11 protein-coding genes are annotated in these 13,718 nt (G+C 75.2%); 8 read left to right on the top strand and 3 right to left on the bottom strand.

Going from position 1 to position 13,718, the window contains the following annotated elements:
* Positions 1–81 precede the first annotated feature (81 nt).
* Both ACZ7LB_RS10715 and ACZ7LB_RS10710 read left to right on the top strand, forming a co-directional pair.
* Entirely contained in the window at positions 82–1,050 is a 969-nt protein-coding gene (locus ACZ7LB_RS10715) for an acetylxylan esterase (RefSeq protein ID WP_471466995.1), read from the top strand.
* A gap of 300 nt (positions 1,051–1,350) precedes the next feature.
* On the top strand, positions 1,351–2,115 hold the full coding sequence (locus ACZ7LB_RS10710) for a GntR family transcriptional regulator (protein ID WP_471466994.1): 765 nt from the start codon (positions 1,351–1,353) through the stop codon (positions 2,113–2,115).
* Here the strand turns inward: ACZ7LB_RS10710 and ACZ7LB_RS10705 are convergent.
* A complete protein-coding gene (locus tag ACZ7LB_RS10705) occupies positions 2,093–2,848 on the bottom strand; it encodes a class I SAM-dependent methyltransferase (protein ID WP_471466992.1) in 756 nt (251 codons plus the stop codon). The genes ACZ7LB_RS10710 and ACZ7LB_RS10705 overlap by 23 nt on opposite strands.
* Positions 2,849–3,562: 714 nt before the next feature.
* Here ACZ7LB_RS10705 and rho point away from each other — a divergent pair.
* The 3 genes from rho to ACZ7LB_RS10690 all read left to right on the top strand — a co-directional run bounded on the left by rho (position 3,563) and on the right by ACZ7LB_RS10690 (position 7,505).
* On the top strand, positions 3,563–4,702 hold the full coding sequence (rho, locus tag ACZ7LB_RS10700) for a transcription termination factor Rho (RefSeq protein ID WP_471466990.1): 1,140 nt from the start codon (positions 3,563–3,565) through the stop codon (positions 4,700–4,702).
* 208 nt (positions 4,703–4,910) lie between these two features.
* A complete protein-coding gene (locus tag ACZ7LB_RS10695; RefSeq protein WP_471466988.1) occupies positions 4,911–6,113 on the top strand; it encodes a D-alanyl-D-alanine carboxypeptidase family protein in 1,203 nt (400 codons plus the stop codon).
* Between the two features lie 303 nt (positions 6,114–6,416).
* Positions 6,417–7,505 (top strand): fatty acid desaturase family protein, encoded by a 1,089-nt coding sequence (locus tag ACZ7LB_RS10690; RefSeq protein ID WP_471466987.1) that lies wholly within the window; start codon positions 6,417–6,419, stop codon positions 7,503–7,505.
* Between the two features lie 4 nt (positions 7,506–7,509).
* Here the strand turns inward: ACZ7LB_RS10690 and ACZ7LB_RS10685 are convergent, their stop codons facing one another.
* Positions 7,510–8,346: an undecaprenyl-diphosphate phosphatase gene (locus ACZ7LB_RS10685; RefSeq protein WP_471466985.1), complete on the bottom strand. Its 837-nt coding sequence runs from the start codon at positions 8,344–8,346 to the stop codon at positions 7,510–7,512.
* A gap of 241 nt (positions 8,347–8,587) precedes the next feature.
* On the opposite strand from ACZ7LB_RS10685, the gene ACZ7LB_RS10680 reads away from it, so the two are divergent.
* Positions 8,588–9,037 (top strand): MarR family winged helix-turn-helix transcriptional regulator, encoded by a 450-nt coding sequence (locus ACZ7LB_RS10680; RefSeq protein ID WP_471466983.1) that lies wholly within the window; start codon positions 8,588–8,590, stop codon positions 9,035–9,037.
* A 42-nt stretch (positions 9,038–9,079) separates the two neighbouring features.
* Here the strand turns inward: ACZ7LB_RS10680 and ACZ7LB_RS10675 are convergent, their stop codons facing one another.
* Positions 9,080–9,484, bottom strand: coding sequence for an SseB family protein (locus tag ACZ7LB_RS10675; RefSeq protein WP_161228495.1), 405 nt, complete (start codon positions 9,482–9,484; stop codon positions 9,080–9,082).
* Between the two features lie 317 nt (positions 9,485–9,801).
* Here ACZ7LB_RS10675 and ACZ7LB_RS10670 point away from each other — a divergent pair, with 317 nt between their 5' ends.
* Both ACZ7LB_RS10670 and ACZ7LB_RS10665 read left to right on the top strand, forming a co-directional pair.
* Positions 9,802–11,247, top strand: a complete 1,446-nt coding sequence (locus tag ACZ7LB_RS10670) for a glyceraldehyde-3-phosphate dehydrogenase (protein ID WP_471466981.1) — start codon at positions 9,802–9,804, stop codon at positions 11,245–11,247.
* 112 nt (positions 11,248–11,359) lie between these two features.
* Positions 11,360–13,696, top strand: a complete 2,337-nt coding sequence (locus ACZ7LB_RS10665; protein WP_471466979.1) for a PI-PLC domain-containing protein — start codon at positions 11,360–11,362, stop codon at positions 13,694–13,696.
* Positions 13,697–13,718 lie beyond the last annotated feature (22 nt).

The following is a 13,718-nucleotide window of genomic DNA, read 5'->3' as shown; positions in this document are numbered from 1 at the left end:
GCGAACCGGGCCCGCGGCCCCCGCCGGGCCCGTGCCGGCGGGCGCGGTCCCCACCGGTTCCCGGCGACAAAGGCGGTCTCGATGGCCCTGTTCGACCTTCCCCTGGACGAGTTGCGCGCCTGGCGCAGCACCTCCACCGAGCCCGAGGACTTCGACGCGTTCTGGGACGGCACCCTGCGGGAAGCGCGGCAGCACGACCTCGACGCCCGGTTCGAGCCGGTCGACACCGGGCTGTCCACGGTGCGGGTGTACGACGTGACGTTCGCCGGGTTCGGCGGCCACCCGGTCCGGGGCTGGCTGCTCCTGCCCGCCTCGGCGCGGGAACCGCTGCCGCTGGTCGTGGAGTTCGTCGGCTACGGGGGCGGGCGGGGCCTGCCGCACGAGCACCTGCTGTGGGCGTCCACGGGCCGGGCCCACTTCGTGATGGACACCCGCGGCCAAGGCAGCGCCTGGGGCGGCGGGGGCGGCACCGCGGACCCGCTGGGCGGCGGACCGGCCTACCCGGGGTTCATGACCCGCGGCATCGACGCCCCGGAGAACTACTACTACCGCCGGGTGTTCACCGACGCGGTGCGCGCCGTCGAGGCGGCGCGCGCCCACCCGCTGACCGACGCGTCCCGCACGGTCGCCCTCGGCAACAGCCAGGGCGGCGGCATCGCCCTCGCCGTCGGCGCGCTGGTGCCGGATCTGGTGGCGGTGGCGCCGGACGTGCCGTTCCTGTGCGACTTCCCCCGCGCGACCACCCTCACCGACCGGCACCCGTACCGCGAGATCGGCCTGTACCTGAGGACGCACCGGGGCCGGGCGGCGGACGCCCTGCGCACCCTGTCGTACTTCGACGGGGTGCACTTCGCGGCGCGCGGCCGGGTGCCGGCCCTGTTCTCGACGGGGCTGGAGGACGAGACCTGCCCGCCGTCGACCGTCTTCGCGGCGTTCAACGCGTGGGCGCACCGGGACAAGGCGATCGAGGTGTACGAGTTCAACGACCACGAGGGCGGGGGCCCGTACCAGCAGACCGTCCGGATGCGATGGCTGGACGGCCGCGCCTGAGGCCGCGCGCTCCCGGAGGCCCGGGCGCCCCGCCCGGAGGCCCCGGCAGGTCCGGCCCGCCCGGGGCGCGGCGGGCGGACCACGCGGTCGACGACGCGGGGGAACGGCGGGCCCGGAAGCGGTGGCGGGGGTTCCCCCGGAGCGCCGCCGTCCGCGGACAGGTACACCCCCGCACGGGGCGCCAGTACGGTTTCGGCCAGATCACCGGGGCGCCCTTCCCTAGTGGTTTAGACCAATGGTAATTCTGGTGGCGCATCGAGCCCGCGCGGCTACCGTACGTGACCAACAGGAGGGCGCGGCATGGCCCGCTCCACTTCGCAGGACGCTCGCTCCACCCCGCACGCCCGCTCCGATACCGGGGCGGAACCCCTGTACTGGCGGATCGCCGTGCGGCTGCTCGGCGAACTGCACGACGGTACCGTCCCGCCGGGCGGCCGGCTGCCGGGTGAGCGGAGACTGGCCGAAACCTTCGGTGTCAGCAGGGAGACCGTCCGGCAGGCGCTGGAGGTGCTGCGCCGGGACGGACTGGTCGCCACCGACAAGCGGGGCAGCCATGTCACCCTCCCCGGGCCGCCCGCCCAGAGCCCGTCGTCCCTCGCCTTCCCGGTGGGCGCCCGCGGGGCGCAGTCGGCCGCCGTCGACCGGGCCACGGTCGTCTGGGAGGCGCCGCCGCCGGAGCACGCGCGGGCCCTCGGACTGGCCCCGGACCGGCCCACCCTGGTGCACCGCTACACCTCCACCTCCGCCGACGGCAGCGGCCGGCGCACGGCTCTGACATCGTTCTCCCCGGTGGCGCTCGCCGAGGTCGCCGAGCTGGCCCGCTACCGCGACCGCGCCGACGGGGCCGCCGCGGCCCAACTGCGCAGGGCCTACGACTGGATGCGGCGGGCGGGCCTGACGCTGCACCACCGGGACGTCATCACCCCGCTCGCGGACACCCCGGCGGTCCGGGTCCTGCGCCGGGTGCACGACCAGTACGCCCGCCCCCTGGAGGTCACCGACCTGCTGGTGGACACCCACCGGGACGCCCTGGTCTACGAGTTCACCCTGCCGGCCGCGGGCTGACCCGGCCGCCGGGCAGCCTGCGGGCCACCACCAGCCGGACGCGCGGGCTGCCGTCCGGCCGGTGTCCGAAGGAGGGCAGGTCGCGCAGGCCGACCCGGAACCCGGCACGCGCCAACTCCCTTCCGACTGCGCCGAGTCGGAAGGTCCGGTAGTACATCACGAAGGGCGGGCGCCACACCGCGTTGCGGACCCGCATCGCGGTGTCGAAGCCCAGCAGGGCCCAGTACGCCCCCGAGCCCGGCCGGGGCGGGGCGACGACGGGGAAGGCGAAGCAGCCACCGGGCCGCAGCACGGCACGCACCCCGGCGAACAGGCCCGGCAGTTCCCTCGGCAGGAAGTGGCCGAACGCGCCGAAGCTCACCACGAGGTCGAAGGCGGAGCGGAACGGCAGGGCGCGGGCGTCCGCGCGCACCCAGGACACCTTCGGCCCCCGGGGCGCGATCCGCCCCCGCGCCACGGCGAGCATCCCGGCGCTGAAGTCGGTGCCCGTCACCCGGTCCCGGCAGACCCGGGCGAGGACGTCCGTGCCCGCGCCCGTGCCGCAGCACAGGTCGAGACCGCTGCCGAACGGCCCCATCGGCTCCAGGGCCGAGGCGACGGCGTCGAGCAGCGGGCCCGGGGTGCGGTAGGGGGTGCGGTCGAACTTGGGGGCGAGCAGGTCGTAGCCGTGCTCGACCGACGACAGTGCCTGGACGGCGAGTTCGCGCAGGGTGGGACCTTCGGGGCTGAACACTCCGTCAGCCTAGGGGGTGCCTGGCGCCGGGGCGCGGGAGCGGACGCCGTGTCAGGCGCCCGGTTCCGGTCGGCCACCGGGTGGCGCCGCGGGGGACACACCTCCGCCCACCGCGAAGGGCGCACGCGGGCGTCGTGCGGGCCTCCCGACGGGGTGACGCCGCCGGCCGCGGCACCGGAGGCGGTCCGGCGCGCGGCGGACCCGCGTGGCGCGGGGCGGCGCGGCGGGTGTGCGACCGCGCGCCGGGGGCGCGTCCGCCCGGAGGAGGGTTCGGGGCGGGTCGGCGCGGTGGGACCGAGACGGGGTCCGGAGACGGGCCCGGGGGCGGGCCGTGGGCGGGGCCCTGGGGCGGCGAACGGGAGCGGTGGCCGGGCTCCGGAGAGGGGCGCCGGAGCACGGATGTGGAGGTCAGGGCGGGGAAACCGGTGACCCCTTGCCACCGAACCGCTCCGCGATGTAGGGTGCGGCCAGCATCTGTGGACGCCCGCAATGGGCGCCGATGTTGTCTTTGCTTCGGTTCCGCGCCCCGCCCGCCTCCCGGGCTCGGCGCATCCGCTGTCTTCGCACCACCACCTCGTGAGCCGGCCCTTCGCCAGGCCCGGGGTGCTGTTCCCGCCGCCCGGGCGTGCCCACGGCCCCTCGGCGCGGACTTCCCCCTTCCCTTCCTTCCGTGTGCCCGCGCCGCTCGCGCCCCGCGTCCCGAAAGGACCGCGCATGACCACCACCCTCGAACCCCCCGCTCCGCACTCCTCCCCCGCCGGCACCGTCACCGGCGTGCTGGACCTCGACCCGCGCGGTACCGGCCGGCTGCGCTCGGCGGCCCTGCTGCCCGAACCGTCCGATCCCGTACTCTCCCCCGCCCTGGTCCGCCGCCACGGGCTGCGCCGGGGCGATCTGGTCGAGGGGATCCCCGGCGACCGGGGCACCGTCACCGAGGTGGTCCGGGTCAACGGCGCCGATCCCCGGCACCTCCCCGGACGGCGGCACTTCGCCGACCTGACCCCGGTCCACCCGTACGAGCGGCTGCGGCTGGAGCATCCGGCGGCGGGGCCCACCGGACGGGTCACCGATCTGATCGCCCCGGTCGGCAAGGGCCAGCGCGGGCTGATCGTGGCCCCGCCGCGGACCGGCAAGACGGTCCTGCTCACCCGGATCGCCGCCGCGGTCGCCGGCAACCACCCCGAGTGCCGGCTGATGGTGCTGCTCCTCGACGAACGCCCCGAGGAGGTGACCGACATGCGCCGATCGGTCCGGGGCGAGGTGTACGCCTCGACCTTCGACCGGGGCGCGCGGCACCACATCGAACTGGCCGAGCTGGTGATCGAGCGGGCGAAACGGCTGGTCGAGGACGGGGAGGACGTGGTGGTGCTGCTCGATTCCCTGACCCGCCTGTGCCGGGCCCACAACAACGCCGCGCCCGCGGGCGGCCGGGTGCTCAGCGGCGGTGTCGACGCCGCGGCGCTGTCCGCCCCCAAGCGGCTGTTCGGGGCGGCCAGGAAGACCGAGGAGGGCGGGTCGCTGACCATCCTCGCCACCGCGCTGGTGGAGACCGGCTCCCGCGCCGACCAGTTCTTCTTCGAGGAGCTGAAGGGCACCGGCAACATGGAGCTGCGCCTCGACCGCGAGCTGGCCTCCCGCCGGGTCTTCCCCGCCCTGGACGTGGCGGCCTCGGGCACCCGCCGCGAGGAACTGCTGCTGTCCGCCGCCGAGTCGGCCACCGTGCCCGGTCTGCGCCGGGTGCTGGGGTCCCGCGACCCGCGGGCCGCGCTGGAGACCCTGCTCGACCGGATGCGCCGGACACCCGACAACGCCTCCCTGCTGCGCCGCCTCCGGCCCACGCTGCCCGCCGCCTGACGACGGCCGCGGCACGGCCGCCTGACGGACGACGGCGAACGGCTGATGCGGGGCGGGCGGTGAACGACGGGTGCGGGGCGGCCCGCGAACGGCGGCGGGCGCCGGACGGCGCGCGGCGGACCGGTTTCCGTACGGCATCCGGGTGGTCGCGGGCGCGGCCCGGCCGGGTCGGCGGGGCGTCCCCCGGATCCGTTCCTACGTTTGCGGTATGACTATCAGATTCTTGTGCCGGGCCGCCCGTTCCTCCTGTGTCCTGTGCGTGGCGGGACTGCTCACGCTCACCCCCGCCGCGGTCTTCGCCCGCCCCACCCGCCCCGACCCCGGGACGCCCGGCGGCCCCGGAGCGGCGGCGGCCCGGCCGGGTCTGCTGTTCCGCTCCGGCACCCAGGTGCACCCACGCGCCGGGGTGCCCAAGGTCCCCGAGGTCTCGGCCCTGTCCTGGGTCGTGGCCGACGCGGACACCGGGGCGGTGCTCGCCGGGCACGAGGCGCACCGTCCGCTGCCGCCCGCCAGCACCCTGAAGACGCTGTTCGCGCTGACCGTGCTGCCGGACCTGCCCGGCGGCACCCTGCACCGGGTGAGCCCCGAGGAGCTCTCGGACATCGGTCCCGGCAGCAGTCTGGTCGGCGTCGTCGAGGGGCAGACGTACCGGGTCTCCGACCTGTGGAACGGCGTCTTCCTGAACTCGGGCAACGACGCGGTGCACGTGCTGGCCTCGCTCGGCGGGGGCTGGAACACCACGACCCGGCGGATGCAGGCCCGGGCCCGCGCCCTGGGCGCCCTCGACACCCGGGTGCGCTCGCCCGACGGCTACGACGCGCCCGGTCAGGTGTCGTCGGCGTTCGACCTCGCCGTGTTCGGCCGGGCCGGGCTGCGCGACCCGGACTTCGCGCGCTACTGCTCCACCGTCGACGCGATGTTCCCCGGGCTCGACGGCACCACGTACGGCATCCTCAACACCAACCGCCTGCTCACCGGAGCGGACGGGGTGGAGCGCTACCCCGGGCTGATCGGCGTCAAGAACGGCTACACCAGCGACGCCGGGAACACCCTCGTCACCGCGGCCCGCCAGGACGGCCGCACCCTGGTGGTGACCGTGATGAACCCCCAGGAGGGCGGCGCGCACGCCGTGTACGAGGAGGCGCGCGCCCTGCTCGACTGGGGGTTCGCGGCGGACGGGCGGATCGTGCCGGTGGGTTCCCTGGACGCCGGGCTGCCCCGGGACACCGGTCCGGGTGCGGGCTCCTCGCCGGTGCCCGCGGCGGCCCCGCCCGCCCCCGGCGGCAGCGGTGGCGGCCCCGGTGCCGGGCTGGTCGCGGGGGGTGTCGCGGGGCTCGGGGCGTGCGCGGCGGCCCTGGCCCTGCGCCTCGGGCTCCGGCGGGCACGGCAGGCGCGGCACGCACGGCTGTGACGGCGCCCCGCACGGCACGGGCCCGCCGGCACGGGTCTACCGGCACAGCGTTCTCCCCGGCCCCGGTGCCGACGCCGGACACGCTCCGCGGTGCGGCGGACCCCCGGCCGCCGTGCCGGGTGCCGGAGGGCGTCAGGACCCGCCGGTGACGGCCTGCCCGGGTGCCCGGTCCCGGCGGCGGGACCCGCCGGGACGGACCGCCACCCGGGCCTTCCCCCCCGGTCCGGGGGTGGGGACAGCAGCACCCCGGCCCGGGGGGCACCGCCATTCCCCGGGCGCGGCCCCGTTCGGATACTCGACCGCATGGCCCGAACCACCCTGTTCCCCCCGTCCGAGTCCCCGCCCGAGCAGGCGGCGGACCTCCCCACGCACCCGGCGCTCCGGCCCGGCCGGGGAAGCGACTTCGCCGAACTCGCGCGGCGCGTCACCGAGGCGGGGCTGCTGCGACGCCGACCGCTGTACTACACGGTGCGCTTCGGTCTCGTCGCCCTCGCCCTGGCCTCCTGCGTCGCGGCCTTCCTGGTCCTCGGGGACCGCTGGGAGCAGTTGGCCGTCGCGGCCGTCCTGGCCGTCGTCTTCGGCCAGTTGGGGCTGGCCGCGCACGATCTCGCCCACCGGCAGGTGTTCTCGCGGCGGCGGCCCAGTGAGATCGGCGGCCTGTTCACGGCCGACCTGCTGCTGGGCATGAGCTACGGCTGGTGGATGAACAAGCACACCCGCCACCACGCCCACCCCAACCACGAGGGCAGGGACCCCGACGTCTCCCCCGACATCCTGGTCTGGTCGCGGGGGCAGGCGGAGCGGGCGCGGGGCCTCCCGCGCTTCGTCGGGAGGCACCAGGCCGCCCTCTTCTTCCCGCTGCTGACGCTGGAGGGGCTCAACCTGAGCTTCAACAGCTTCAGGGCGCTCGGCGGACCGGCCGTCAAGCGCCCGGTCCTGGAGGGCACCCTCCTCGTCGCCCACTTCGCGCTCTACTTCGGCGGGCTGTTCGCCGTCCTGTCCCCCGGCCGGGCGCTCGCCTTCGCCGCCGTCCACCAGGGACTGTTCGGGATCTACCTGGGCTCGGTCTTCGCGCCCAACCACAAGGGCATGCCGATGATCGAGGAGGGCACCCGGCTGGACTTCCTGCGCCGCCAGGTCCTCACCTCGCGCGACGTGCGCGGCGGGGTGTTCGTCGACGCGCTGATGGGCGGGCTCAACCACCAGATCGAGCACCACCTCTTCCCCAGCATGCCGACGCCGGCCCTGCGGGACGCCCAGGTCCTCACCGAGCGGTACTGCGCCGAACTGGGCCTCCCCTACCACCGCACCGGCCTCCTCGCCTCGCACCGGGAGGGGCTGCGCCACCTGCGTTCCGTGGGCGAGCCGCTGCGGGCGGCCCGGGCCCGCTGACCCGTCAGCCCTGGAGCACCCCCGCGCCCAGCAGGCCGAACAGCAGGACGCCGACGACGATCCGGTAGACCACGAAGGCGTCGAAGGTGTGCCGGGCGACGAACCGCAGCAGCCAGGCGATGGAGGCGTAGGCCACCCCGAAGGAGACCAGGGTGCCGACCGCCAGCGGGGCGGCGGCGGTGCCGGTGCCCAGGGCGTCCTTCAGCTCGTAGACCCCGGCGCCGATCAGGGCGGGGATGCCGAGGAAGAAGGACAGCCTGGTGGCGGCCACCCGGTCCAGGTCGAGCAGCAGGGCCGTGGACATGGTGGCGCCGGAGCGGGAGAAGCCCGGGAAGAGCAGGGCGAGGATCTGGGAGCCGCCGACCAGCAGGGCGTCCCGCAGCGAGGTGTCGTCCTCGCCCCGCTTGTGCCGGCCCCTGCGGTCCGCCACCCACATGACCGCGCTGCCCGCGATCAGCGAGCCGGCCACCACCCACAGCGAGGCCAGCGGTCCCTGGATCAGCGGCTTGGCGGCCAGCCCCACCGCGACGACGGGCAGCGTCGCGAGGACCACCCACCAGGCGAACCGGTAGTCGTGGTGGTAGCGCTGCTCGCGGTCGGTCAGTCCGCGCAGCCAGGCGGAGGTGATCCGGGCGATGTCCCCGGAGAAGTAGACGAGCACGGCGGCGATGGCGCCGACCTGGATGACGGCCGAGAACCCCACGACCGCGGGATCGTCGACGGGGATCCCCATCAGCCCCTCCACGATCTTCAGATGGCCGGTGGAGGAGATGGGCAGGAACTCGGTCACCCCCTCGACGGCTCCGAGGACGACGGCCTGACCGATGCTGATGGCGCTCATGGAGGTCCTGTTCTCCTCGCGGCGGGGCGGGCTGCGGAGGGACGGGACCGGACCCCCCTCCCGCTCCCCGCGCGCCAGTCCTACTACACGCCGTCGGGCGCGCGGCGGCGACGCCCGAGGGCGCCGTCCGGCATCACCCCCGCGCGCGGGGGAAGGCCCTTCCGGGACCCGGGAGGCGGCCGGTGCGACGGGTTGTGCTCTTCCCCTAAACGAATGATCGTTCGGGTGTTACCGTGCACGCATGGCAGTCGGAACGGCCGGTGCGCGGCTGCAGGAACGCTGGCGCGAGATCCTCGCGCTGCACGCCCGCACGGTGTGCGAGATCGACCGGGTGCTGCATCCCCACGGTCTGGGCGCCAGTGACTTCGAGGTGCTGGAGGTGCTCGCGGCCGAGCCGTCCGGGGAGAGCGCCCCGTACCGGGTGCAGAGCCTGGTGGACCGGCTCCATCTCAGCCAGAGCGCGCTGTCCCGGCTGATCGCGCGGCTGGAGCGGGACGGGCTGGTGGAGCGCTCCATGTGCGCCGAGGACCGGCGCGGCGTCCGGGTCGCCCTGACCCTCCGGGGCAGCGCCCTGTACGCCGAGGTGCGCCCGTTGCAGCGGGCCGCCCTGTCCCGCAGCCTGGGCGAGGAGGCCCCGGCGGCGCCCCCCGGGGCGGCCCGGACGGCGCCGGGGCCCGCGCACCCGGCCTGACCCGCGCGTCCGGCCCGGCCCGCGGGCGCGGGCGGTCCCCCGCTACGGGCGGGCCAGCAGCGTGCGGACCCCGTCCGAGGTGAGCGTGAGCCGGTGCTCCGACCCGGCGTCTATCGACAGCGACAGGTCCTCGGCGGGCCACTGCGCGGCGAGGACGCCGAGCGGCACCAGGCGGTAGCGGGAGACGTACGGGAGCAGTCCCGCCATCTCCCGTTCCGAGGTGAACACCGGGACCACCGGCCGGCCGCCCCGCTGCTCCAGCACCGGCAGGGCCAGCATGCCGGGATCGGTGGCGTCCCGTTCGTCGGCGTCGTCGGGCACCGGGACGAGGACGTCGCTGCCGGCGAGGGTGTCGAGCGCCACCGTGTCCTCGGTGTCCCCGGCGAGGGCGTCCAGCGCGCGCTGCGCGGGGGTGGGCAGGGGCGTGTTGTTCGCGGGTGTCTCCATGGGCGCATCCCTGGTAGCGGCGCCGCCCGACCGGGGCACCGGCGGGCGCGGTCCAGATCCGCGTACCCGGTCGGCCGTGGCACAACCCCGGTCCGCGCGCCCCCTCGCACCACCGGCCGCGCGGGCGGCCGGGGAGGCGGTCCGGCCGGTGGCGGGCCTCCCCGCCAGAGGCGCGCGGCCCCGGTGCCGTCGGCACTCCGGAGCGGGCCCCGGGGCGCCCTCGGCGCACTCATCTGATCAAGACGGGGCCCACATGAGGGACCGTCCGAGGGAGAGGGTTAGCATATGAGCGCCGCCTAGCTCGAAAGATAAGAGACGTGACTGTCAACGACGACTCGTTCACCAACTGGATGCACCGCGAGGAGATCGCGGAGTCGATGATCCCGATCATCGGGAAGCTGCAGCGCGAGCGGGACGTCACCGTCCTGCTGCACAGCCGCTCCCTGGTGAACAAGTCGGTGGTCAGCATCCTCAAGACGCACCGGTTCGCACGCCAGATCGCGGGCGCCGAACTGTCGGTCACCGAGACGATGCCGTTCCTCCAGGCACTCGCCACTCTCGACCTCGGCCCCTCGCAGATCGACATCGGCATGCTCGCCGCCACCTACAAGGAGGACGACCGCGGCCTCTCGGTCGCCGACTTCACCGCCGAGGCCGTCGAGGGCGCCACGGGCGCCCGCAAGACGGACCGCCGCGAGCCCCGCGACGTGGTCCTCTACGGCTTCGGCCGGATCGGCCGCCTCGTCGCCCGCCTGCTCATCGAGAAGGCGGGCTCCGGCAACGGACTGCGGCTGCGCGCCATCGTGGTGCGCGGCGGCGGCGACCAGGACCTCGTCAAGCGGGCCTCGCTGCTGCGCCGCGACTCGGTGCACGGCCAGTTCCAGGGCACCATCACCGTCGACGAGGAGAGCAGCACGATCCTCGCCAACGGCAACGCCATCCGGGTCATCCACGCCGACGACCCCTCGCAGGTCGACTACACGGCGTACGGCATCGACAACGCCATCCTCATCGACAACACCGGCAAGTGGCGCGACCGCGAGGGGCTCTCCAAGCACCTGCGCCCCGGCATCGACAAGGTCGTCCTGACCGCGCCGGGCAAGGGCGACGTCGCCAACATCGTCCATGGTGTCAACCACGACACCATCAAGCCGGACGAGCGCATCCTCTCCTGCGCCTCCTGCACCACCAACGCGATCGTGCCGCCGCTGAAGGCGATGGCCGAGGAGTACGGGGTGCTGCGCGGCCACGTGGAGACCGTGCACTCCTTCACCAACGACCAGAACCTGCTGGACAACTACCACAAGTCCGACCGCCGCGGCCGCAGCGCGCCGCTGAACATGGTCATCACCGAGACCGGTGCCGCCTCCGCCGTCGCCAAGGCGCTCCCGGAGCTCGACGCCACGATCACCGGCAGCTCGATCCGGGTGCCGGTGCCGGACGTGTCCATCGCGATCCTCAACCTCCAGCTCGCCCGCGAGACCACCCGCGAGGACGTCCTCGACCACCTGCGCGAGGTGTCGCTGACGTCGCCGCTCAAGCGCCAGATCGACTTCATCACCGCCCCCGACGCCGTCTCCAGCGACTTCATCGGCTCCCGCCACGCCTCGATCGTCGACGCGGGCGCGCTCCGGGTCGAGGGCGACAACGCGATCCTCTACCTCTGGTACGACAACGAGTTCGGCTACTCCTGCCAGGTCGTCCGCGTCGTCCAGCACGTCTCCGGGGTGGAGTACCCGACCTACCCGGCGCCGGCGGTCTGACCCCGGCACCGCGCACGGCGGGGGGCGGAGGGGACGGCACCGGGTCCCCGCCGCCCCCCGCCGGCGTGGCAGGGTGAAGGGAGCACACGCACGGCACGACGGGAGGGTGGCCATGAACGCACTGGTGCGCCGCTCGCCCCGGTTCGCGCTGCTGGTCCGCGTCGTGGCCGTGCTGAGCCTGACCGTCCTGGCCGCCGCGGCCGTCATCCGCTCCACCGTCCTCGACCCCGGTTTCTACGGGCAGGTGCTGGAGGACGAGGGCGCCTACGGCCGGTTCTACGACGAGGTCCTGGTCGATCCGCGCGGCACGCCCGTCACCAGCGAGCTGCTGGACCGGCTGCCCGTGCCGCAGTCCACCGTCACCTCCAACCTCAAGGTCGTGATCCCGCCCGAGACGCTGCGCGCGATGGGCGACCGGCAGATCGCGGAGGTGATCCACTACCTGCGCGGCGAGCGCGCCGCCCTGCGGATCACCGTCGACCTCGAACCCGTCGTGGCCAATGTGGAGCGCCTCAGCGAGGCCTACTTCGGGGACGCCGTCGCCGCCCTCCAGCAGCGTTCCGAGCCCGACTTCCAGGCGTTCGTGCAGCGCCTGTCCGAGATGACGGCGCGGCTGGTGGCCGGTGAGGCCCCGCTGGAGGCGCTGCCCCGGCTGCCGCTGTCGCCCGGCCAGGCCGCCGCCGCCACCGAGGCGCTGATGCGGCTCGTGCCGCCGGGGTCCCGCGCCGAGGCCCGGGTCACCGTGGGCACCGCCCTGGACCGGGGCGACGTGACCGGGGCGCTGGCCGCGGTCGCCCCGCTCGCCCTGTCGGAGAAGGTCCGGGAGGCCGCGGGCGAGCTGCTCGGCGACGCCCGCCGGGGCACCTGGGTGATCACCGTCGACGTGGACCCCGGGCAGGAGGTGCTCGCCCCGGTGAACCGCGCGCGGGCCGTCACCCGGCTCTTCCAGGACGTGGTGGAACCGGTGGCGGCGGTGCTCTGCGCCGGGGCGCTGTTCCTGCTCTGGCGGTCCACGCCCGCTCCGGCCGCCCGCCGCCTGATGTCCCTGGGCTGGGTGCCGGCCGCCGCGGCGGCCCTGACCGCGGCCGGGGTGTTCCTGCTCCGCCTGGTGCTCGGCGACGCGCTCCTGGTGCCGCCGCCGTCCTGGCCGCCGTCCGCCGCGCGGCTGCTGGCCGACGTCCAGGCCACCGCGCTGGAACGGCTGCTGTCCACCGCCACCGTCGTCGCCGTGATCCTGCTCGCCGCCGGAGCCCTGCTGATCACCGTCTCCTGGGTCTGGCAGACCAGGCCCTCGGTGCCGCGCCTCACCGACCCCCGCCAGGGCCCGCTGCTCACCCTCACCGTGACGGCCTGCGCCCTGCTCGGGACGATGCTGGCGCCGGTGGCGATGACCGGCTCCTCCCCGCGCATCTGCCAGGGCAGCACCGAGCTGTGCGACGCCCGCTACGACGAGATCGCGCAGCTCGCGGCGCACAACGCGATGGCCACCACCGCCGACCGGTTCATCGGGCCGCTCCAGGACCCGGACATCGTCGGCCAGCTCAACGCCGGGGTGCGGGTCCTGCTGCTGGACACCCACCGCTGGGAGCGGCCCGAGGAGGTCGCGGACCGGCTGAACGCCTCCGAGTTCACCCCCGAGCTGCGGCGGCAGCTCATCCAGGTGCTCCAGCGGGTCAACCCGCCGCACCCGGGACTGTGGCTGTGCCACGCCGTCTGCGGCGCGGGCGCCCTGGAACTGACGCCGTCGCTGCGGCAGATCGGGGACTGGCTGCGCGACAACCCGACCGAGATCGTCACCCTGATCCTCCAGGACGGCACGGACCCCGAGGCCACCCAGCGGGCCTTCGCCGAGGCGGGGCTCACGGACCTGATCCACACCCCGGACCCCGATCCGGACCGCCCCTGGCCCCGGCTCAAGGACATGATCGACAGCGGCCGGCGGCTGGTCGTCTTCACCGAGAAGGCCGACGGCCCGGCGCCCTGGTACCGCAACTTCTACCAGTACGGCATGGAGACGCCGTTCGCCTTCCGCAGCCCCGACGAGATGACCTGCCTGCCCCACCGGGGCGGCACCGGCCGGCGGCTGTTCCTGCTCAACCACTTCGTCACGGCGGGCGGCGGACGGCGGCTGGACGCGGGCACGGTCAACTCCCGCCAGCGCGTCCTGGAACGGGTCCGCGGCTGCGAACAGCAGCGCGGCGCACAGGTGAACTTCGTCGCCGTGGACTACGCGACGGTCGGCGACGCGCTCGGCGCCGTCCAGGACATCAACGCCGAGCGGCTGCTGGGCCGGGACGCGGCGGGGCGGCACCCGGCGCCGATCGCCCGGGACGGCCGCGCCGCGCCGCCGGGAACCGGTCCGGAACGCCCCCTCCCCGGCCGTTCCGTCCCGCCGTCGCCGCCGACGGTGTCCCCCGCCTCCGTGCGGGACCGGGGCGACCGGACGTAGTTTGGACGGGACCCGTGCACGA

The organism is Streptomyces sp. NPDC107521 (assembly GCF_055598485.1).
This window is presented reverse-complemented; position numbering and strand designations above follow the sequence as displayed.

What these genes read in the sequence shown, in the direction of transcription:
- ACZ7LB_RS10685 (WP_471466985.1), bottom strand. Translation starts at nt 8,346, where the DNA reads ATGAGCGCCATCAGCATCGGTCAGGCCGTCGTCCTCGGAGCCGTCGAG.
- ACZ7LB_RS10695 (WP_471466988.1), top strand. Translation starts at nt 4,911, where the DNA reads ATGACTATCAGATTCTTGTGCCGGGCCGCCCGTTCCTCCTGTGTCCTG.
- ACZ7LB_RS10675 (WP_161228495.1), bottom strand. Translation starts at nt 9,484, where the DNA reads ATGGAGACACCCGCGAACAACACGCCCCTGCCCACCCCCGCGCAGCGC.
- ACZ7LB_RS10715 (WP_471466995.1), top strand. Translation starts at nt 82, where the DNA reads ATGGCCCTGTTCGACCTTCCCCTGGACGAGTTGCGCGCCTGGCGCAGC.
- ACZ7LB_RS10690 (WP_471466987.1), top strand. Translation starts at nt 6,417, where the DNA reads ATGGCCCGAACCACCCTGTTCCCCCCGTCCGAGTCCCCGCCCGAGCAG.
- ACZ7LB_RS10710 (WP_471466994.1), top strand. Translation starts at nt 1,351, where the DNA reads ATGGCCCGCTCCACTTCGCAGGACGCTCGCTCCACCCCGCACGCCCGC.
- rho (WP_471466990.1), top strand. Translation starts at nt 3,563, where the DNA reads ATGACCACCACCCTCGAACCCCCCGCTCCGCACTCCTCCCCCGCCGGC.
- ACZ7LB_RS10680 (WP_471466983.1), top strand. Translation starts at nt 8,588, where the DNA reads ATGGCAGTCGGAACGGCCGGTGCGCGGCTGCAGGAACGCTGGCGCGAG.
- ACZ7LB_RS10665 (WP_471466979.1), top strand. Translation starts at nt 11,360, where the DNA reads ATGAACGCACTGGTGCGCCGCTCGCCCCGGTTCGCGCTGCTGGTCCGC.